The 19967-nt window shown below is 64.3% G+C and carries 15 protein-coding genes, 1 pseudogene and 1 other annotated feature; of the genes and pseudogenes, 3 read left to right on the top strand and 13 right to left on the bottom strand.

The window, feature by feature from the left end; all coding sequences use genetic code 11:
- Nucleotides 1–2: 2 nt before the first annotated feature.
- The 8 genes from plsX to infC all read right to left on the bottom strand — a co-directional run bounded on the left by plsX (nucleotide 3) and on the right by infC (nucleotide 7692).
- Complete coding sequence (gene plsX, locus B5G03_RS09890; RefSeq protein ID WP_087181542.1) at nucleotides 3–1010, bottom strand: phosphate acyltransferase PlsX; 1008 nt, start codon at nucleotides 1008–1010, stop codon at nucleotides 3–5.
- A 42-nt stretch (nucleotides 1011–1052) separates the two neighbouring features.
- Nucleotides 1053–2363 (bottom strand): methylenetetrahydrofolate--tRNA-(uracil(54)-C(5))-methyltransferase (FADH(2)-oxidizing) TrmFO, encoded by a 1311-nt coding sequence (gene trmFO, locus B5G03_RS09885; protein WP_087181541.1) that lies wholly within the window; start codon nucleotides 2361–2363, stop codon nucleotides 1053–1055.
- 9 nt (nucleotides 2364–2372) lie between these two features.
- The gene (gene topA, locus B5G03_RS09880) at nucleotides 2373–4457 is read right to left on the bottom strand and encodes a type I DNA topoisomerase (protein WP_087181540.1); all 2085 of its coding nucleotides are present in this window, start codon (nucleotides 4455–4457) and stop codon (nucleotides 2373–2375) included.
- Between the two features lie 51 nt (nucleotides 4458–4508).
- Complete coding sequence (gene dprA, locus B5G03_RS09875; protein ID WP_087181539.1) at nucleotides 4509–5612, bottom strand: DNA-processing protein DprA; 1104 nt, start codon at nucleotides 5610–5612, stop codon at nucleotides 4509–4511.
- Nucleotides 5609–6391: a TrmH family RNA methyltransferase gene (locus tag B5G03_RS09870; protein WP_087181538.1), complete on the bottom strand. Its 783-nt coding sequence runs from the start codon at nucleotides 6389–6391 to the stop codon at nucleotides 5609–5611. Before B5G03_RS09870 ends, dprA begins: the two co-directional genes overlap by 4 nt.
- A gap of 130 nt (nucleotides 6392–6521) precedes the next feature.
- Nucleotides 6522–6875 (bottom strand): 50S ribosomal protein L20, encoded by a 354-nt coding sequence (gene rplT, locus B5G03_RS09865; RefSeq protein WP_058963213.1) that lies wholly within the window; start codon nucleotides 6873–6875, stop codon nucleotides 6522–6524.
- A gap of 69 nt (nucleotides 6876–6944) precedes the next feature.
- A complete protein-coding gene (gene rpmI / locus B5G03_RS09860; protein ID WP_058963212.1) occupies nucleotides 6945–7142 on the bottom strand; it encodes a 50S ribosomal protein L35 in 198 nt (65 codons plus the stop codon).
- Nucleotides 7143–7167: 25 nt separating this feature from the next.
- Entirely contained in the window at nucleotides 7168–7692 is a 525-nt protein-coding gene (gene infC, locus B5G03_RS09855; protein WP_058963282.1) for a translation initiation factor IF-3, read from the bottom strand.
- A 379-nt stretch (nucleotides 7693–8071) separates the two neighbouring features.
- On the opposite strand from infC, the gene B5G03_RS17425 reads away from it, so the two are divergent.
- Both B5G03_RS17425 and B5G03_RS09850 read left to right on the top strand, forming a co-directional pair.
- Complete coding sequence (locus tag B5G03_RS17425; RefSeq protein WP_162613383.1) at nucleotides 8072–8239, top strand: hypothetical protein; 168 nt, start codon at nucleotides 8072–8074, stop codon at nucleotides 8237–8239.
- A 24-nt stretch (nucleotides 8240–8263) separates the two neighbouring features.
- Complete coding sequence (locus B5G03_RS09850) at nucleotides 8264–8488, top strand: hypothetical protein (RefSeq protein WP_087181537.1); 225 nt, start codon at nucleotides 8264–8266, stop codon at nucleotides 8486–8488.
- Between the two features lie 55 nt (nucleotides 8489–8543).
- On the opposite strand, the gene addA is transcribed toward B5G03_RS09850, so the two are convergent.
- From addA to ilvD, 4 genes are all read right to left on the bottom strand, one after another.
- A complete protein-coding gene (addA, locus tag B5G03_RS09845) occupies nucleotides 8544–12047 on the bottom strand; it encodes a helicase-exonuclease AddAB subunit AddA (protein ID WP_087181536.1) in 3504 nt (1167 codons plus the stop codon).
- 18 nt (nucleotides 12048–12065) lie between these two features.
- Nucleotides 12066–15314 (bottom strand): PD-(D/E)XK nuclease family protein, encoded by a 3249-nt coding sequence (locus B5G03_RS09840; RefSeq protein WP_162613382.1) that lies wholly within the window; start codon nucleotides 15312–15314, stop codon nucleotides 12066–12068.
- 118 nt (nucleotides 15315–15432) lie between these two features.
- Nucleotides 15433–16455: a bile acid:sodium symporter family protein gene (locus B5G03_RS09835; protein WP_087181534.1), complete on the bottom strand. Its 1023-nt coding sequence runs from the start codon at nucleotides 16453–16455 to the stop codon at nucleotides 15433–15435.
- 56 nt (nucleotides 16456–16511) lie between these two features.
- Nucleotides 16512–18170 (bottom strand): dihydroxy-acid dehydratase, encoded by a 1659-nt coding sequence (gene ilvD, locus B5G03_RS09830; RefSeq protein ID WP_087181533.1) that lies wholly within the window; start codon nucleotides 18168–18170, stop codon nucleotides 16512–16514.
- A gap of 72 nt (nucleotides 18171–18242) precedes the next feature.
- Nucleotides 18243–18525 (bottom strand) — a binding site (T-box leader).
- Nucleotides 18526–18741: 216 nt separating this feature from the next.
- Here ilvD and B5G03_RS09825 point away from each other — a divergent pair.
- Complete coding sequence (locus B5G03_RS09825) at nucleotides 18742–19314, top strand: HDIG domain-containing metalloprotein (protein ID WP_087181532.1); 573 nt, start codon at nucleotides 18742–18744, stop codon at nucleotides 19312–19314.
- 108 nt (nucleotides 19315–19422) lie between these two features.
- Here the strand turns inward: B5G03_RS09825 and B5G03_RS17420 are convergent.
- Nucleotides 19423–19967, bottom strand: a pseudogene (locus tag B5G03_RS17420) (hypothetical protein); the annotation flags it as partial.

The following is a 19967-nucleotide window of genomic DNA, read 5'->3' as shown; positions in this document are numbered from 1 at the left end:
TGTTACGCTTCTTTCTCTTCGCTGGTCAGGTTGCGGGCCATCACGCCGCACAGATCGTTCTCCACGCAGAGCTTCGCCTGGCGGATGGCCTGATGGATGGCCCGGGCATTGGAGGAGCCGTGGGCCTTGATGACCGGCTTGGCCGCTCCCAGGAAGGGCGCGCCGCCGTACTCGTCGGCATCCATGCCCTTTTTGAAGTCGGCCACGCCGCCCTTGAGCAGCAGATAGGCCAGTGCGCCCTTTGCGCCGCTCTTAAACAGGCCCTTCAGCTTTGCGCCGAAGAACTTGGCCAGGCCCTCGGTGAGCTTGAGGATCACGTTGCCGGTGAATCCGTCGGCCACCACCACGTCGGCCACGCCGGCGGGGATGTCGCGGGGCTCCACGTTGCCCACAAAGTTGATGCGGTCATTGGCTTTCAGCAGGGCGTGGGCCTCCACATAGGTGGGGGTGCCCTTGGACTCCTCGGCGCCGTTGTTCACCAGCGCCACGCGGGGGTTCTTCACACCCATGACCTTTTCCATGTAGACGCTGCCCATCACGCCGAAGGCCTCCAGCATGGAGGGGCGGCATTCCACGTTGGCGCCGGAATCCAGCAGCATGAAGGGGGTCTTGCCGGGGATGATGGTGGCCAGCGCCGGGCGCTTGATGCCCTTCACGGTGCGCACGATCAGGCTGGTGCCCACGTGCAGCGCGCCGGTGGAACCGGCAGACACAAAGGCGTCGCCCTTGCCCTCGGCCAGCAGCTTCAGGCCCACCACCATGCTGGAGTCCTTTTTGGTGCGCACGGCCTTGGCGGGCTCGTCGCACATTTCAATGGTCTCGGTGGCGTTCACGATCTCGATGTGATCCAGCTTCAGGTTGTTCTCCCTGGCACAGGCGGCGATCTTCTCGGCATCGCCCACGGCGATGATCTCCAGATCCGGCGCAAAGGTAACCACTGCGTCGGCCGCGCCCTTCAGGATCTCGGCGGGGGCATTATCGCCGCCCATTGCGTCCAGAATGATTTTCATGGTTTGCACACCCTTTCTATGCTGCTGTGTTTCGCTTCGTTTTTACTGCGCGTTTTGGGTCCACTGCTCCATGGCGGCAACCGCCCGGTTGGCAATGGCCAGATACCGCTCCCGCTTGTCCCGGATATGCTCGGCCAGCGGGGGCAGAATGCCCATGTTCGCGCCCATGGGCTGGAAGTTCTTGTTCTCGGTGGTGATGTAGCGCACCAGCTGGCCCAGCATGGTCTCGGCGGGCAGCTCGGGCAGCTGACGCTCCTCCAGTGCGGCCAGGATGCTGCGGGCCGCCAGCAGGCCGCAGGCGGCGCTTTCCATATAGCCTTCGAAGCCGGTGATCTGGCCCGCGAAATACACCTTGGGGTGCTTTTTCAGGTTCAGGCCCGCACTCAGCAGGTGGGGGCTGTTCAGGAAGGTGTTCCGGTGCATCACACCGTAGCGCACGAACTCAGCGTTTTCCAGGCCGGGGATCATGGAGAACACCCGCTTCTGCTCGCCGAATTTCAGGTTGGTCTGGAAGCCCACGATGTTGTAGAGGGTGCCGCCCGCGTTCTCCCGCCGCAGCTGCACGTTGGCCCAGGGCCGGTGGCCGGTGCGGGGGTCGGTGAGACCCACCGGGCGCAAAGGCCCGAAGCGCATGGTGTCCGCTCCGCGGCCCGCCATCACCTCGATGGGCATGCAGCCCTCGTAGACGGTGAGCTTGCCGTCAAACTCATGCAGGGGGGCGCGCTCGGCGCTGACCAGCGCGGTGTGGAAGGCCTCGTACTCCTCCTTATTAAAGGGGCAGTTCAGGTAGTCCGCGTCGCCCCGGCCGTACCGGCTGGCGGCGAACACCTTGTTCATGTCCAGGCTCTCGGCGGTGACGATGGGGGCCGCCGCGTCGTAAAAGCTCAGCTTGTCGCCCCCGGTCAGCCGGGTGATCTCGTCGGCCAGAGCCCCTTCGGTGAGGGGGCCGGTGGCCACCAGGGTCAGCTGGTTCTCGTCGATGGCGGTAACCTCGCCGGTATGCAGGGTGATGTTCGGCTGGCCCTTCACCATCTCGGTGACCGCGGCGCTGAAGGCGTCCCGGTCCACGGCCAGCGCGCCGCCCGCTGCCACGCGGGTGGCCTCAGCGGCCTTGAGCAGATGGCTGCCCAGCAGCTTCATCTCGGCTTTCAGCAGGCCGGACGCGGAGTCCAGCCGGTCGGCCTTCAGGCTGTTGGAGCATACCAACTCGGCAAAGCCCTCGCTTTTGTGGGCGGGGCTGAATTTGACCGGCTTCTGCTCGTACAGGTCCACCTGCACGCCCTGCTCAGCCAGCCAGAGGGCAGCCTCGCAGCCCGCAAGGCCCGCCCCTAAAATCGTTACTTGTTTTTCCATAGCTCTCCGTTACTGTTTGTTCACCTGAGTCTCAAAGCCGCAGCCGTCCTTTGCGCAGTACAGGCGGCTGCCCTTCTTGAACAGGGTCGTGCCGCACTTCTCACAGGTCTGGGCCACCGGCTCATCCCAGGTCATAAAGTCGCAGCCCGGGTAATTCTCGCAACCGTAGTATACACGGCCCTTGGCGCTCTTGCGCAGCAGCATGCGGCCGCCGCACTTGGGGCACTTGCCGCCGGTGTCCTTCACCAGGCGTTTGGTGTTGGTGCATTCCGGGAAGCCCGGGCAGGCCAGGAACTTGCCGTAGCGGCCGGTCTTGATGACCATCTTGCGGCCGCACTTTTCGCAGATCTCGTCGGTCTCCTCGTCGGGCACCTTAATCTTCTTGCCCTCCATGTCCTTCTCGGCCTTTTCCAGCGCGGTGGCAAAGCCCTTGTAGAAGGCGTCGATGGTCTCGCGCCAGTCGGCGCTGCCGTTTTCCACCTTATCCAGGTTCTTTTCCATGCCGGCGGAGAAGGTCACGTCCACGATGTCCGGGAATTCCTGCATCATCAAATCGTTGATGGTGCGGCCCAGCAGGGTGGGCTTGAGCTTCTTCTGCTCCCGCTCCACATAACCACGGTCGATGATGGTGGTGATGATGGGCGCATAGGTGGAGGGACGGCCGATGCCGTTCTCCTCCAGACTGCGGATCAGGGTGGCTTCGGTGTAGCGTGCAGGAGGCTGGGTGAACTTCTGCTCCGGGGTCAGGGCCCGCAGCTTCAACATCTGGCCCTCTTCCAGCGCAGGCAGGGCGGTCTCCTTTTTCTCCTTCTCGTCGGTGGCCTCCTCGTACAGGGCGGTGAAGCCCTCGAAGGTGACCACATAGCCGCTGGCCCGGAACTGGTAGTCCGCCGCGGTGATGTGGGCGGAGACGGTGTCCTGCTCGCAGTCGCTCATCTGGCTGGCGATGAACCGGCTCCAGATCAGCCGGTAGAGCTTGGCGATGTCGCCGGAGATGCTCTTTTCCGCCTCGTCCGGGGTCAGGGACGGCACACTGGGCCGGATGGCCTCGTGGGCGTCCTGAGCGGCGGTGGCGCTGCGGCTCTTGTAGGTGCGCTTGGTGGGGCAGACGTACCGCTCGCCGTAAGCGCCGGTGATATATTCCTTGGCACCGGCCACTGCCTCGTCGGAAACGCGCAGGCTGTCGGTACGCATGTAGGTGATCAGACCCATGGTGCCCCGGCCGGCGATGTCCACGCCTTCGTACAAGGTCTGGGCGGCACGCATAGTGCGGGTGGCGGTGAAGCCCAGGCGGCGGCTGGCTTCCTGCTGCAGGGTGGAGGTGATGAAGGGCGGTGCGGGCACTTTTTTGCGGTGGCCGCGCTTGAGCTCGGTCACGGTGTACTCCGCGCCCTCCAGGTCCTTCACGATGCTCATGGCCTGGGCCTCGTTGCTGACCTCCATCTTTTTGCCCGCGGCGGTGCCGTAGAAGCGGGCGGTGAACTTTTTCTGGCTGGACGGCGGCGACAGGGTGGCGTCCAGGTTCCAGTATTCCTGGGGCTTGAAGTCCTCGATCTCCTTTTCCCGGTCCACGATCAGGCGCACGGCCACGCTCTGCACCCGTCCGGCGGACAGGCCCCGACGCACCTTGCGCCACAGAAACGGGCTGAGCTTGTAGCCCACCAGACGGTCCAGGATGCGGCGGGCCTGCTGGGCGTTGAACAGGTCGATGTCGATGGCCCGGGGATGGGACATGCCCTCGGTGACGCCCTTCTTGGTGATCTCGCCGAAGGTGACCCGGTTGGCGTCCTCGATGTTCAGACCCAGCAGATGAGCCAGATGCCAGCTGATGGCCTCGCCCTCACGGTCCGGGTCAGTGGCAAGAAAGACCTGGTCGGCCTTTTTGGCCTCGCTCTTCAATTCCTTGATGAGCTTTTCCTTGCCCTTGATGTTGATATACTGCGGGGCGTAGTCGTGGTCCACATCGATGCCCAGCTGGCTGGCGGGCAGGTCGCGGATGTGGCCCATGCTGGCGGTGACTTCGTAGCCATCGCCCAGATATTTCCGAATGGTCTTCGCCTTGGCAGGCGACTCCACGATAACTAGCTTAGACATAGTACTCTCCCTTGCACAGAGCGCCCTGCCGCAAAACGGGCGGGCAGCTGTTTATACGCGCCGGTATTGCCCTCCGGCGCCGGAAACGGCAATGCCGCTGACCTCCAGCTCCATCAGGGCGGCCAGCGCCTGACCGGCCGAAAGGCCGGCCGCCTTGGCCAGTGGTTCCAGGCCCTGGGCCTGGCTGGTGAGCGCCTTCTGCATGGCTTTCGCCTCAGCGCTCAGGGTTGGGGCTGCCGGGCGTGCCCGGCGGGATACGCTTTTTTGCGGCGCGGGCTCGATGCCCAGATGCCGCAGGATCGGTGCTGCACTGGGGGCGGCGTAGGCCTGGCCCTCCTCCAGCAGTTGGTTGGTGCCCCCGCACAGGGGGCTGAAGATGGCGCCCGGCACCGCGAACACGGTGCGGCCGTAGCGCTTTGCGTGGCCCACAGTGTTCATGGTGCCGCTTTTCTGGCGGGCCTCCACCACGCAGACCGCGTCCGCCAGAGCGGCGATGATCCGGTTGCGCTGCAAAAAGCCCCCGGCCCCGGTGGCTTCCCCCGGGGCAAATTCGCTGATGACCGCACCGCAGCCCTGCTCCATCTCGGAGCGCAGGCGGCGATTGGTCACCGGGTAGGTCTTGTCGATGGCGGTGCCCAACACCCCAACGGTGGGGGCGCCGGCGGCCACGGCGGCCTTGTGGGCCTCGCTGTCCAGCCCGTCGGCCAGACCGCTCACCAGGCAGACACCCGCCTGGGCCAGCTGACCGCCAATCAGGGCGGCGGCTTCCACCCCGTAGCTGCTGGGGCGGCGGCTGCCGATCATGGCCACGGCCGCAGGCTGGGAAAGGGCGGACACATCGCCGGTGCAGTAGAGCACGGGAGGCGCGTCGGAAAGGGCGGCCAGCCGGGCGGGATAGTCCTCCTCGTCCTGGCAGAGCACCCGCACGCCCATGTGATGGCAGCGGGCCAGAAGCGGCGAAAACCGCTCCGGGGTCAGCTGTTCGGCGCGGCGCAGCTGGGCCGGTGTGAGCAGGCCGGACATGTCCTCCTTGCCCACTGCTTCATAAAGCTCTCCCGGGGTGCCGTAAAGGGCCAGTACCTGCCCGCAATGGGCCGCGCCCGGTCCCAGCACCGCCGAAAGCCAAAGCCATTCCAGCTGCCGCCGATCCGTCACTGAATCTCCCCCCGAAAATGCCACAGAAGTACGCTGCCCGCCACGCTGGCGTTCAGGCTTTCCACCTTGCCGGTGATGGGAATGCGCACCGCCGCGTCGCAGGCGGCGATCACCCCGTCGGAAAGGCCCTGCCCCTCGCTGCCGATGACCACGCACACCCCATTGGGGTATGCGCCGTCCACCTCGTTCAGCGGGCGGCTGTTGTACAGCGCGGCGGCAAGGCAGGTGCTGCCCCAGGCCCGCAGCTGGGCCAGTGCGTCGGCCAGGTTCGGGCAGGTGACCACCGGCATCCGGCCCGCCGCGCCCATGCTGGCGCGCAGCACCTTCGGCCCGAAGGGATCGGCGCAGCCGGGGCTTAAGATCACCCCGTCAAACCCGAAGGCGGCGGCGCTGCGGATCAGCGCACCCACGTTGCCCGGGTCCTGCACCCGCTCCAGCGCCAGGAAGCGGCCGTTGTGAGGCAGGTCCAGAAAGCTGGACACCGGCTGGCCGAACACCGCGAACACGCCCTGGTTGGACTGGGTGCCCGCCAGCTTCTCGGCCACATGGTCCTGGACCAGATACTGCTCGCAGTCAAAGCGTTTCAGCTCCGGCGATTTGGCCAGGGCCTTCTCCGTATAATATATTACCTTTATAGGGCAGGATTTTGCAAGCTCCAGGCAGAGCTTTAAGCCCTCCGCGAAGAAAGCTTTTTCTTCAAGGCGGAAGGCTGCGCTCTGGGCCAGTTTGCAGGCATATTTTATTTTGCCGTTTTCACGGCTGGTAATGCGTTCTGGCATGTGTTCAGTTCCTTATTTGGTCTGCTTGTGTGGAAAAACGGCGCCGCGCGTTTGCGCAAAGGGCGCGGCAGCCGCCCATATACAAAGCGACGCCCGTGCGCGTGCGCGGGCGTTGCTTTTGGTTATCAACTTACAGAGCCTTCTTGGCGGTCTCCACCAGAGCGGTGAAGGAAGCGGGATCGTTGATGGCCATCTCGCTCAGCATCTTGCGGTTCAGCTCGATGCCGGACTTCTTCAGGCCGTTCATGAAGCTGGAGTAGTTCATGCCCTGAGCGCGAACAGCGTTGTTGATGCGGGTGATCCACAGGTTGCGGAACTGACGCTTCTTCAGCTTACGGCCAACGAAAGCGTAGTTGCCGCTCTTCATGACCTGCTGCTTGGCCATCTTGAAGTGCTTGGACTTGCTGCCGAAGTAGCCCTTGGCCAGCTTCAGAGTCTTCTTTCTGCGTTTGCGGGTCATCATAGCGCCTTTGATACGTGCCATTGTTTATATCTCCTTTACAGTCACAATCTAAAAAGTTAAAAAGTCCGCTGGTCTAAGCCGAGGTAAGGCTTAGGCGTAGGGCAGCATGGCCTTCACGGCAGCTGCGTTGGTCTTGTCGGCGTAGGCGTTCTTACGCATGCCGCGCTTGAGCTTGGTGCTCTTCTTGGTCAGGATGTGGCTGTGGTAGGCGGGGCCGCGCTTTACTTTACCGTTCTTGGTCAGCTTGAAACGCTTTTTCGCACCGGAGTGAGTTTTGATCTTAGGCATTTTAATTTCCTCCTAGTTGTTTGAATTACTTGTTGGGCTTGGGGCTCATGAACATCTGCATGCTGCGGCCCTCGAGCTTCGGCTGCTTATCCACCACCGCGTCGGGCAGAGCCTCGGCGAAGCGCTTTTCCACTTCCAGGCCGAGGTTGGTGTGCGCCATCTCACGGCCGCGGAACCGGATGGACACCTTGATCTTGTGGCCGGCCTTGATGAACTTGGCGGCCTGGTTGACCTTGGTGTTGAAGTCGTTCGTGTCGATGTTGAGCGAGAGGCGGATCTCCTTGATCTCGACGACCTTCTGGTTCTTCTTGGCCTCTTTCTCACGCTTTTGCTGCTCGAAGCGGTACTTGCCGTAGTCCAGGATCTTGCACACGGGGGGGACCGCCTGGGGGGCGATCTTTACCAGGTCCAGATTCTGCTCTTCGGCCATGCGCAGCGCCTCGCGGCTGGACATCACACCCAGCTGGCTGCCATCCGCGCCGATCAGACGGATCTCTTTGTCACGAATGCCCTCGTTGATCTCAAGCTCTTTTTTGCCGTTCGTAGCGATGTGGATACACCTCCAATTTGATTTCAAAACTGTGATAAAATGAAACGCGGCCGCCGAATCGGCAGCCGCGCAGTACACACGCAATGGACCCGTTTTGCTTCAAAACAGATCGTCGCACATATGACCCGGACCCCTTTGGGCCGCAAGGTGAGCACGGCGGCTAAACCGGTTGCTGCTTTCTTTACCGGTCTAGTATAGCACGCCCGAGTGCCGCCGTCAAGGGATTTTTACCGTTTTTGCCAAGTATTTTTTGAATCGGCCCTTTCCACAAAAAACGCCCTTCATTCGCCGGAGGTTTCGCTCTTTTTATTGACAATCGCTTCCCGGTTTTTTACACTGAAAGCAGAGAAACTGTTGAGAAGGAAGGAGTGGCAGCCTTATGGCGGAATTTGCCCTGCTCGGACTGCTGGCATTGCTGGCGGGAATGGTGCCTTATTTCACCATCGGTGCGATCCGCGCGAAGGACGACGAGACCCTTTCCGACCAGCGCGCCTACGCCTGCCTGTGCTGCGCCGGTGCGGCGGTGCTGCTGGTGTTTGTGCTGTGAACAGCGATGTGAAGGAGGATCACTATGGATGCTGTATTGGTTTCGTTGATGTATCTTGTGCCCACCGTTGCCATTTGGGCAATCAAGATGCTGATCTTGTATTTTATCCTGAAAAAAGCCTTCTACCGGGCGCTGGTGAAATTCCACGACACCCACGGCTTCGTCTCCCCTTATGAGGAGCCGGAAGAGCAATTCGAGCCCGCCCCCGAAGAAACCGCTTCCGAGCAGCTCCCCGGTCAGACCCAATAATCAAGACAAACAGCCCCTGACGCTGCGCGATGCAGCGCCAGGGGCTGTTTTCTTTTTATGCGCTTTCCGGCGGCACGTCGATCTCGCTGCCCAGCGAGAAGCTGTAGAGGGTCATTTTGGTCAGCGGCTTTGCAAACCGGCGGCGGATGGCCGCCGCGTACAAAAGCAGCTGGGGCCGGTAGGCGGCCAGAAACTGCTCCGGCGTTTTGTTCCGGTCGGTCTTGTAGTCCACCAGCTCCAGATGGTCCTCAAATTCCAGGATCACGTCCGCCACGCCCTGCACCAGCACCTGGGCCGCGCCGTAATCCGCCGCCTTGTCCACGGCGGCCCGGGCGGCGGGCTGGGCGGTGATGAACTCGTATTCCCGCAGAATCCGCTGCGCGGACTGCATCCGGGCGAACAGCGGCCCGGCGAAGAACTGCCGCAGCTTGGCAAAGTCCATCTTGTCGTAGAGGGTCTCGTCCAGCAGCTTTGCCTCCACCTGCCGCTTTGCCTCCCCTTCCGGGTCGGCGGCCGCGGCGGCCAGGTCCGCATGCTGCAAAAAGGCGTGGAGGGCGGTGCCCTTTTCGGCGGCGGTCAGGCCCTCCTTATACAAAAAGCCCGGCCGCTCCAGAATAGGCTCGGCGGCCTCGTGGGTGAGGGCGGTCACACTGACCTTGGCGGGCACCTGGGTCAGCGCCGCGGCCGGGTACTGCCAGGCAAAGCGGCTGCGCACCGCCTCCAGCAGCGTTTCGTCCGGCGCGCCCTCCGGCAGCCGCACCGGGCAGGCGGGGGCGGGCTCGGTGAATTCGTCCGCCTCCAGACTCACGGTGAACCGGTCCGCCATCTCCTTTTCGCTCACCGGGGGCTGGGGCATCACCTCCACCTCCAGCTGGCGGCAGAAGCTCTGGGCCTGGGGGTGGGCCATGGCGGCCTGCATCACCCACTCGCCCCGGCTGGCGCAGTGCTCCAGCAGATACGGCTCCGGCGCGCCGGAGAAGATGCGCAGAGCCAGCTTCTGGGCCAGCTTCAGCGCGTTCTTGGTGGCCATGGTCATGACCAGCTTGTCCCGCGCCCGGGTGAAGGCCACATACAGCACCCGCATCTCCTCGCTCAGGCCCTCCTGGGCCAGGGCGGACTGCACCGCCCGGTAGGGAGCGGTCACGTAGGTTCCCCCCTGCCCGGCCCGCAGGGTCAGGCCGATGCCCAGCTGCGGGTGGAACACCGCCGCGGCCCGCAGGTCCTCTTTATTGAATTCCCGGCTCAGATCGGCGGCGAACACCACCGGGAACTCCAGCCCCTTGGACCGGTGCACCGTCATGATGGTCACGCAGCCGGGGCGGCTCTGGCCCTGCTCCGGGCCGGGCACACCATCCCCCGCCAGGGCCGCATCCATGGCCCGCACCACACCCGCCAGGCCGTGGCCGCCGCAGCCGGAGGCAAAGGCGGCGAACTGGCGCAGGTTCTCCCGCCGGGCGCTGCCGTCCGGCATGGCACCCGCCGCGGCAAGACAGCCGGTGCGGGCAAAGATCTCCTCCATCAGCCGGTCCACCGGCATGGTCTGGCTGAGCTGGCGCAGGGTGTGCAGCCACTGGCCGAAGGCCTTCACCTTTTCGTCCTCGCTGGCCATCACCGCGCCGTAAAAGCTGCCGTTTTTGCGGCCAAGGCGCAGGTTCACCAGGTCGTCCGGGGTAAAGCCGCCCATGCCGCTGAGCATCACCGCCGCCAGGTGCACGTCCTGGGCGGGGTTGTCCAGCACACGCAGCAGGCTCGCCACCGGGCGGATCTCCGGCGCGTCCAGCAGGTTCTCGGCCCGGTCCACATACACCGGGATGCCCTCGGCCTCCAACTGGGCGGCGTAGTCCCCGAAGGCGCCCCGGCTGCGCAGCAGGATGCAGAAGTCCTCGTACCGGGGCGGCCGGGGGCCGGTCTCGCCCCGCACGGCAAAGCCGCTGGCCGGGTCCATCAGCTGGCGGATGCGCCGGGCGATGTACTCCGCGTCGCCCGCCGGGCGCTCGCTCTGTACCAGCCGGAACTCGCAGTCACCGGCGTAGCCGCCGTAATTTTCCAGACCTCCCAGGCCGGGCACCAGCCGTTCGCCGGGGCCGTAGTCCACGCCGCCCAGCTTGCGGCTCATCAGGGGGGTGAACAGGGCGTTCACCCCGCCGATCACACCCGGCGCACTGCGGAAGTTGGCGTCCAGAAACAGCTTCTGGGGGCCGGGCTGGCCGTATTCCACAAACCGGTCCAGCTTCTGTTGAAAGATGGTGGGGTCCGCCTGGCGAAAGCGGTAGATGCTTTGCTTCAGATCGCCCACAAAGAACAAATTGGAGCCGTCCGGCCGGGCCAGGCAGTGATAGAGGGTGTCCTGCAAGGCGTTGGTGTCCTGGTATTCGTCCACCATCACCTGCTCGAACTGCTCGCTCAGCTGGGCCGCCAGCGGAGTGGGGGTGCCGTCCTCGTTCTGCAAAAGCTGCAGGGCCAGCTGCTCCACGTCGCTGAATTCCAGCATCTTTTCCTCCAACTTGGCCTGATAGAACCGCTGGTTGAATTCCCGCTCGGCCCGGGCCAGCGCCCGCACCAGCGGGGCGGCGGTGCGCCGGTCCTGCAAAAACTCCTCCTCGCTGCACAGAAAAACCGTCTCCTGCAGGCGCTTGAGGGTGTCCTTCAACAAATCCCGCCGGTCCTTGATGCGGGTCATGGCCTCGCTGGAATGGCCCCGCACCGCTTTCAGGCGGGCATAGCTCAGCGAGCGGCTGGCCTCGCACATGGCATCCCAGGGCTGGGAGTCGATGGCGTCCAGCAGCGCATCTACCGCCGCCTCGTCCGATTCCAGCGCCGGGCGGTAGGCCTCGTCGATGGCCGGGTCGTTTTCCAGATCCTCCAGGTTCTGGGCCGCCAGCTCCCGGGCGCAGAGGGCCGCCCGCCTCGCCTCAGTGCGCAGGGTCTGGCCCCAGCGGGTCTCGTCCAGGGGCGCGTCCTCCTCCCACTGGGCGCAGAAGGCCTCCAGCACCTTTTCCGGCCGGGGCATGCTGCTCAAAAAGTCGTGCAGCTGCTCCACCACCCGGCTGGCCATGGCGTCGCTGCGGCCCTTGCCGTACAGGTCCGCGAAGGCGCAGAAGTCCGGGTCATTGTAGGCGTTTTCCAGCGCGTCCGCCAGTGCCTGACGGCGCAGCTGGGCCAGCTGGGGGCCGTCGGCGGTGGTGAAGTCCGCCGGGATGTCCAGCGCGCTGAAATGGGTCTTGAGCAGTTGCAGGCAGTAGGAGTCGATGGTGCAGATGGGCGCGCGCTGCAGCAGCATCCGCTGGCGGCGCAGATGGCCTGAGCCGGGGCGCTTTGCCAGCTCGGCGCTAAGGCGCTGGGCCAGCTTTGCCCGCAGGCTGGCCGCCGCCGCCCGGGTGAAGGTGACGATGAGCAGCCGGTCCGCGTCCACCGGGTTTTCCTCCCGGCAGAGGATGCGCACCGCCCGCTCCACCAGCACGGCGGTCTTGCCGCTGCCCGCGGCGGCGCTGACCAGCAGGGCGCTGCCGGTGTGGTCGATGGCCCGGCTCTGCTGGGGGGTAAATTTGATGGTTGCCATAGATTGCCGGTCCTCCTTTTAATCGTCCTCGTGGCCGCAGACGCTGCGGTAGTCACAGTATTTGCAGTTGGTTTCCTTGCGTTTGCCGTGGCCGATGGGCTCGGCGGCCACCTGCCCGGCATAGAGCCGCTCGGCCATCTGGACCACCAGGCCGTCCAGCTCCTGCCGAAGCCCGTCCAGGGTCTCCAGGCTGGCCAGCGCCGGGCCGGGCTTGGGGGTGCCGTCCTTGTCAAACTTGAAGGGCACGAACAGGCCCTTGCGCTCCCGGTCCATGGCGTCGATGACGGCGTATTCGTCCGCCACCAGGCCCTCCACCTTGTATTCCAGGCCCTTGGCCGCCTGCTGGCGGCTGCCCCGGGTTGGGGCCGGGTCGGCCATCAGGTAGAGCACGCCCGCCGGGGCCGGGTCGGCAAACTGCTGCCCGCCGTTGCGGGTAAGGGTGAACAGGTAGACCAGCATCTGGCAGTTGAGGCCGTTTTTCACGTCCTCCAGCAAAAACTCCTTGCTGCCGGTCTTGTAGTCCACCACTCGCAGCCAGGTGCTGCCGTTTTTCGCAAAGGCGTCCACCCGGTCGATCTTGCCCACCATGCGCACCGTCTCGCCGGTGGAGGTGGTGAGCACCACCGGGGGCACGTCCTCCGGGCTTGTGCCGATGCCCTTTTCAAAGGCCACCGGCACAAAGCTGCCCTGCCGCTGCTCCGCCTGGATATACAAAAGCAGGCTGGCGGCGCTCTTTTTCAGCCGCTCCACCAGATAGGAAAACCGCCGGGCCTGGCCGGGCATGTTCTCCTCCACATATTCCTCCGCGATGGCCCCGGCCAGGGCCTTCACCTGCTCCTCGCTCAGGTCCACAAAGCCCTCGCCCGCCCGGCGCAGGGCCTGCTCCAGGATATAATGGACCAGATTGCCGCTCTGGTCGGCGGTGAGGGCCGCCTGCTTGCGGGGCTTTGCGCCCAGCACATACTCCAGAAAATAGGCGAAGGGGCAGGAATAATACCGCTCCATCCGGCTGGGGGTGAGCCACAGCTCCCGGCCCAGCAACTGCTTCATGGCGGCGGTGTTGTGCACCGCGAAGGGCTCGGCCCCCGCCGCCTGCTTCACCGGGTTCAGCAGCTTGCCCTGCTCGGCCTCGTCCCGGTATTCCGCAAGGCTCTGGAAAAGGGCCGCGGTCTCGCCGCTTTCCGCGTCCCAGCTCTGGCCCAGCAGGTCCAGCGCCATGGCCGGGGTGGCGGCCAGGTCCGCCCGCTCCAGCGCCGGTTCCTTTGGCGTAAAGCACTCGATCACCGGCGCAAGGGCACTGGTCACCGGCATGGCGGCGCTGCCCGCCGCCCAGCTGAGCCACAGGCCTTTCGCCGGGGCGGTGAGCGCCTTGTAAAAGCACACCTGCTCCCGGATGGCCCGGTTCTCGAAGCAGTCCGGCATTTCCACGCCCTGGCGCATCAGGCTTTCCCGCTCGGCGTGGGTCAAAAGGCCCTTGTCGACGGGGGCCTTGGGAAATTCGCCCTCAGCCAGGCCCAGCACAAAGCACCAGTCCGGGTTATCCAGCCGCATCCGGCCCGCGGTGGTGAAAATCACCTGGTCCAGCGTCTGGGGAATGTGGCCAAGATCCGTGCTGCGCACCAGCAGCTCGAACAGGTCCGCCAGCTCGGCGGCGGGAAGCACCTCGTCCCCCAGCAGCAGAGCCATCTGGTTTAAAAGGTCCGCCGTCAGGTTCCACACCCGCACCGCCTCGCTGGCGGCGGGGATGCCCTCGCCCTCTTTCAGCTCGGCGCACATCCGGCCCATGGCCTCCTCGCCGCCCAGGGCCTGCATCCGTTTATACAGCGTGGCGCAGACCTGAGAGGCGGGCAGGTCCTTGCAGCGGGCGGCAAAGCCGTCCAGCTCGTCCACCAGGAAAGCCCGGGCCTCCTCGGCCAGAGCCAGCTGCTCCTCCTGTTCCTTCTTCGCCTTTTCTGAAAGGGTATTGGCCCCAAATCCGGCGGGCGACAGGGTGAAGGGCTGCCGCCACTGGGCAGCGGAGAGCTGCCAGGTATAGGCGTAGTTTTCCAGCGCGCAGAGCTGGGGCTCGGTGAGACAGGTCAGGCCGGTTTTGGCCACGGCCAGAAGATTGTCGGTGCAAAGGCCCCGGCGCAACAGAGCCAGCAGCGCCCGCACCAGCCGCACCGGGGCGGCGTGCTCGGCGGTGGTGGCTTCGTCGCAGAAGAGCGGGATGCCCGCCAGACGGAACTCGTACCGGATGGGGGCCAGATAGTTCTCGCTGTCCCGGCAGATGACCGCCATTTTACCGTAGGGTACCCCCTGCCGGGCCAGGGCCTGGATGGCCGCCGCCACCTGCTTTGCCTCGTCCGCCCGGGTGGGGGCCTGCCAAAGGGTGAGCTGGGTTTCACTGGCGGGGGCCGGGTCCTCCAATTGGCCGGACAACAGCCGGTTCAGCCGGGCAAGGTCCGGCGCTTCGCTGTGGCGGAAGTCGGTGTCCAGCACCAGGGGCGCGGCCACCGGCACGCTGTTTTTGCGGGCCAGCTGGCGCAGCGCCGCCGCCATCTGCTTGGCTCCGCTGAACAGGCCGAGGCCTCCCTCGTAGTCCTCCATCCCGTCGCAGCAAAGGGCCACCGTCACATCCTCGGCCATGGTGAGCATTGCCTCCAGCAGGCGGCGCTTGGGGGCGTTGAAGGTGTCGAACTCGTCGATGAACACCGCGCGCCCGGCAAAAAAGTCCGGCTGCAGCGCTTTGGCCGCCGCCAGCACCCGGTCGCCCGGGTCCATGGCCGAGCCCTCCAGCAGGGCCTCGTAGGCGGCGAAGATGCCCGCCAGCTCGCCCAGCTTGCGGCTGCTGTGGCCGGTATTCTTGGCCAGTTCTTCTAACTGCCGGGGATCAAGACCGGCGCTTTTGAATTCGTCCAGGGTCTCGGCGCATTTTTCGCAGAAGGCCGCGCTGCGCCGGTGGCGGCTGTAGTACACCAAATTCGGCCCCATGGACTGCAGCGCACGGCGCACCAGCACCGCACGGCCCGCGTCGGTGAGGGTGCGCACCGCCGCGCCGCCATAGGCCTGTAAAATATCCTCCGCCAGGCTGGTGAAACTGTAGCTGGTCACATAGCCGGACAGCTCGTCCCCCAACAGCTGATACAGCCGCCCCTCGGTGGAAGAGGTGAACTGCTCGGGCACGATGAGCACGCTCTTTTCCCCTGCCAGCGCCCGGGTGCGGATGGTTTGTAACAAATGGCTCGACTTGCCGCTGCCGGACACTCCCAGCACCAGATGCAGCATGGCGATCCCTCCCTTTTGTGGTCTGTGCTTTTGATTATAACACAGCGAACCTGTGCCGCAAACAAAAAGCGGGCGCTCCATGCCGGGAGCGCCCGCTGAAACGATTTATAAGGTAAGATCAGGCAGTGGCGGTGGCGGCCTCCTGTGCGGGGGCGGCAGCCTGCTCGGCCTTCTGGGCCTTCTTCTCGGCCATGGCAGCCATCAGGTTGGCCACGATGGAACCGGAGATGTTGTGCCATACGCTGAACAGCGCGCCGGGAACGGTGGCCAGGGCCAGATCGGGGAAAACGGTGCCCGCCAAGCTGGTGGCCAGGCCGCTGTTCTGCATGCCCACCTCGATGGACAGCGCGTTGCACTTGGGATCGGACATGCGCAGCAGCTTACCCACGCCGTAGCCGCAGGCGTAGCCCAGAACGTTGTGCAGCATGACCACGCCCAGGATCAGCAGGCCGTTGGCGAAGAGCTTGGCCTGGTTACCGGAAACCACGGCGCCCACGATGGTGACGATGGCGGCCACGCTGACCAAAGGCAGAACCTCCACGGCAGCCTGGGTGAACTTGCCGAAGAACTTGTTGACCACAAAGCCCAGGGCGATGGGTACCACAACCACCTGCACGATGCTCACGAACATGCTCATGGCATCCACGGAAACGGTCTCACGCAGGTACAGGTAGGTCAGCGCAGGGGTCATGAGGGGAGCCAGGATGGTGGAGCAGGCGGTCATGGCAACGCTCAGGGCAACGTCGCCCTTGGCCAGGAAGGTCATCACGTTGGAGGAGGTGCCGCCGGGGCAGGTGCCCACCAGCATCACGCCAACCGCCAGCTCGGGGGGCAGGTTGAACAGCTTGATGAGCAGAAATGCCAGGAAGGGCATGACCGCGAACTGGGCCACGCAGCCGACCAGAACGTCCTTCGGGCGGGTGAACACGACCTTGAAGTCATCCAGCTTGAGGGTCAGGCCCATGCCGAACATAACCACCATCAGCAGGTTGTTCACGGTGACCAAGCGGGTCACGGCGTTCCAGTCCTTGCCAACCCACAAGAAGCTTTCGGGTACGAAGAAGGCCAGGGCGGCAACCGCCACTACGATGAAGGCCATGTACCGGCCCACGAACTTGCTCACTTTTTTCAATGCATTCATTTTAAGATTCCTCCTGTTGTTTTATTTTCTTCCGCAAGGGTTTGTTTTTCGCAAGGTTATTTGAGCACCGCGCCGGTGTTTGCGCTGCTCACCAGACGGGCGTAACGGCCCAGCCAGCCGGTGGTGATGCGGGGGGCGGGTGCCTTCCAGTTTGCCCGGCGGCGTTCCAGCTCCTCATCGCTCACCTTCAGCTCCACCTTTCCGGCGGGGATGTCGATGGAAATGGTGTCGCCCTCTTCGATCAGGGCGATCTCGCCGCCCTGGGCAGCCTCCGGGCTCACATGACCGATGGATGCGCCCCGGGATGCGCCGGAGAAGCGGCCGTCGGTGATCAGGGCCACGGTCTTGTCCAGCTTCATGCCTGCCAGAGCGCTGGTGGGGTTGAGCATCTCCCGCATGCCGGGGCCGCCTTTGGGGCCCTCGTAGCGGATGACCACCACGTCGCCGGGATGGATCTGGCCCGCGTAGATGGCGGCGATGGCCTCGTCTTCACTGTCGAACACCCGGGCCGGGCCTTCATGCGCCAGCATCTCGGGGGCAACGGCGCTGCGCTTGACCACGCAGCCGTCCTTTGCGATGTTGCCCCAGAGCACCGCGATGCCGCCGGTGGTGCTGTAGGGGTTGTCCATGGGGCGGATGGCGGAGGGGTCCCGATTTTCGGCCCCGGCCAGATTCTCGCCCAGGGTCTTGCCGGTGACGGTGGGCAGCTCGGTATGGAGCAGGCCCGCGTCCGCCAGCTGCTTCATCACCGCCTGCACGCCGCCCGCGGCGTACAGGTCCTCGATGTGGGTGGGACCCGCCGGAGCCAGGTGGCAGAGGTTGGGCACCTTGGCGCTGACCGCGTTGATGGTGGCCAGATCCATGGGAACGCCCGCCTCGTTGGCGATGGCCAGCAGGTGCAGCACGCTGTTGGTGCTGCAGCCCAGGGCCATATCGGTGGCCAGTGCGTTTTCAAAAGCGGCGGGGGTGAGAATATCCCGGGGGCAGAGGTTCTGTTCCACCAGCTTCATCACCTGCATGCCCGCGTGCTTGGCCAGCTGGGTGCGGGCGGAGTAGACCGCCGGGATGGTTCCGTTGCCGGGCAGCGCCATGCCGATGGCCTCGCTCAGGCAGTTCATGCTGTTGGCGGTGTACATGCCCGCGCAGCTGCCGCAGCCGGGGCAGGTATTCTTGGTGAAATCATCCAGGGTGGCGTCGTCGATCATGCCCGCCTTGTAGCTGCCCACCGCCTCGAACATCTGGGAGAGGCTCACCTTCCGCTGGCCCTGACGGCCCGCCAGCATGGGGCCGCCGCTTACCAGAATGGAGGGAATGTTCAGCCGGGCCGCCGCCATCAGCATGCCGGGCACGATCTTATCGCAGTTGGGCACCAGCACCAGACCGTCGAAGCAATGGGCCAGGGCCATGGTCTCCACCGAGTCGGCGATCAGCTCCCGGCTGGGCAGCGAATACTTCATGCCGGTGTGCCCCATGGCGATGCCGTCGCACACGCCGATGGCCGGTACCAGCACCGGGGTGCCGCCCGCCATGCGAACGCCGTCCTTCACCGCCTGGGCCAGCTTGTCCAGATGGGAGTGGCCGGGCACGATCTCGCTGAAGGCGCTCACCACGCCGATGAGCGGTCGGTCCAGCTCCTCGTCGGTGTAGCCCAGCGCGTAGAACAGGCTGCGGTTGGGGGTGCGCTCGGCACCCTTTTTCACGTTGTCACTTCTCATGATTCCAGATCCCCTTTATCGTAAAATCAAAATAAAAAAGCCTTTGTCTTTCACACTCGAACTTGTTCGAATGCAAGAGACAAAGGCTTTTAAAAGCTCTCTGCGGTACCACTCTTGTTGCCCCGCCAAATGGCGAAGCCACCTCATGCCCGGACTCCCCGATTTTTACAAACCGGTTTTAACCAAGCGGCGGGATAACGGTTGCCTTCCGTCCGCGTTTACTCGTGCCCCGAAGGACCTTTCAGGCGGCAGCTCAGAGGTGATTGTTCTCCTGGCCTTGATCGCGCTGCCTCGCACCAACCGGCAGTTCTCTGGGCGCAGTACGCAGGGTACTTTTCCTCTTCAATGCTTTTGTGTGTTGAATTGTCGTTGTGACCATTATAGCACCGTTTGCGCAGTTGTCAAGCGGTTTTCTCTCCGTTATTTTGAATAAATTCTCAGCTTTCCTTTTGAATTTATTCGTGCATTTCGCACTTTGCAACCGGAATTTTTTCTGCTACAATAACAAAAAACACGCCGCGCCGGGGGGCTATCCCCTCGTGCGCGGAGCATGGAAATGAGGTTGATTCAAATGGCAGGTTTGACGATGGAACGCGCCAAAGAGCTGCTGCACAGCACCACCACCGAGGCTCATCTGTTCGAGCACGCCATCGGCGTGAGCGCCGCCATGAAAGCCATGGCCCGCCGCTTCGGCGAGGATGAAGCCTATTGGCAGGCGGTGGGTTACCTGCACGACTACGATTACGAGCAGTACCCCGAAGAGCACCTGAAGCACACCGAGGAGCCGCTGCGCGCCGCCGGGGTGGACGAGGAGAGCATCCGGGCGATCCTGGCCCACGGCTTTGGCCTTTGCAGCGATGTGGAGCCCCAGACCCCCATGGAGAAAAGTCTGTTCACAGTGGACGAGCTCACCGGCCTGATCGGGGCCACCGCACGCATGCGGCCGGGCGGACTTTCTGATCTGGAGGCATCCAGCGTGAAGAAGAAATTCAAGGACAAAAAGTTTGCCGCCAAGATCGACCGGGCGGTGATCAAGCAGGGCTGCGAGATGCTGGGCATGGAGCTGGGCGACGTGATCGAGCTGTGCATCCAGGGCATGCGCGAGCAGATGGACGCACTGGGCCTTGGCCCCAAGGAGGGCTGAGCCGCCCCGCTTTTTCAAATTTTAACGGCAGAAAAAGGCCGGTATCCCGCTTGGGGTACCGGCCTTTTTTCTGGATTCACAGTCTGCCCTTTGCGCAAGGGGCGCACATTACTTTTTGAGGAACAGCTTCCAGACCGCGGCCAGCACTGCTGCTGCCGCCGCCACGCCTGCTGCCACCGGCAGCACCGGGAAGGGCTTGCGCTCCTCCTTCGCCGCAGCTTCGGCCTGCTCATTGTGTTCCGGCTGAGCCGTTTCGGCGGGCTGCTGCGCTTCGGAAGCATCCGGGAGCGTCTCTTCTCCCTTGGCCTGCTCCGGCTGACTGGTATTTTCCGGCTGCTGTGCCTGGGGCTTGTTGGGCCGGATCACCGCCTGCTGGCTCTCCCCCTGAGCGGCAGCCGTTACAGTGGTATCCGCAGCGGCCGGAGCCTGGGTGGGCTGAGGAGCCTGAGATCCCTGATTGGAGCCCGGAGCCTGGGTCGGCTGAGGCGCAGGGGTAGACTCCGGCTTCTGCGTGGGTTCCGGCTTTTGGGTCGGTTCCGGAGCCTGCGTGGGTTCAGGCTTCTGGGTCGCTTCGGGCGTTTGGGTAGCCTCCGGCTTCGGGGTCGGAATCGGGGTGGATTCCGGTTTCTGGGTGGGGTTCGGGGGTAGGTGTG

It is taken from the genome of Gemmiger sp. An50 (genome assembly GCF_002161595.1).
Classification (GTDB): Bacteria; Bacillota; Clostridia; order Oscillospirales; family Ruminococcaceae; genus Allofournierella.
Note: the sequence above shows the minus strand (reverse complement) of the source record. Positions and strands in the feature narration are given on the sequence as shown.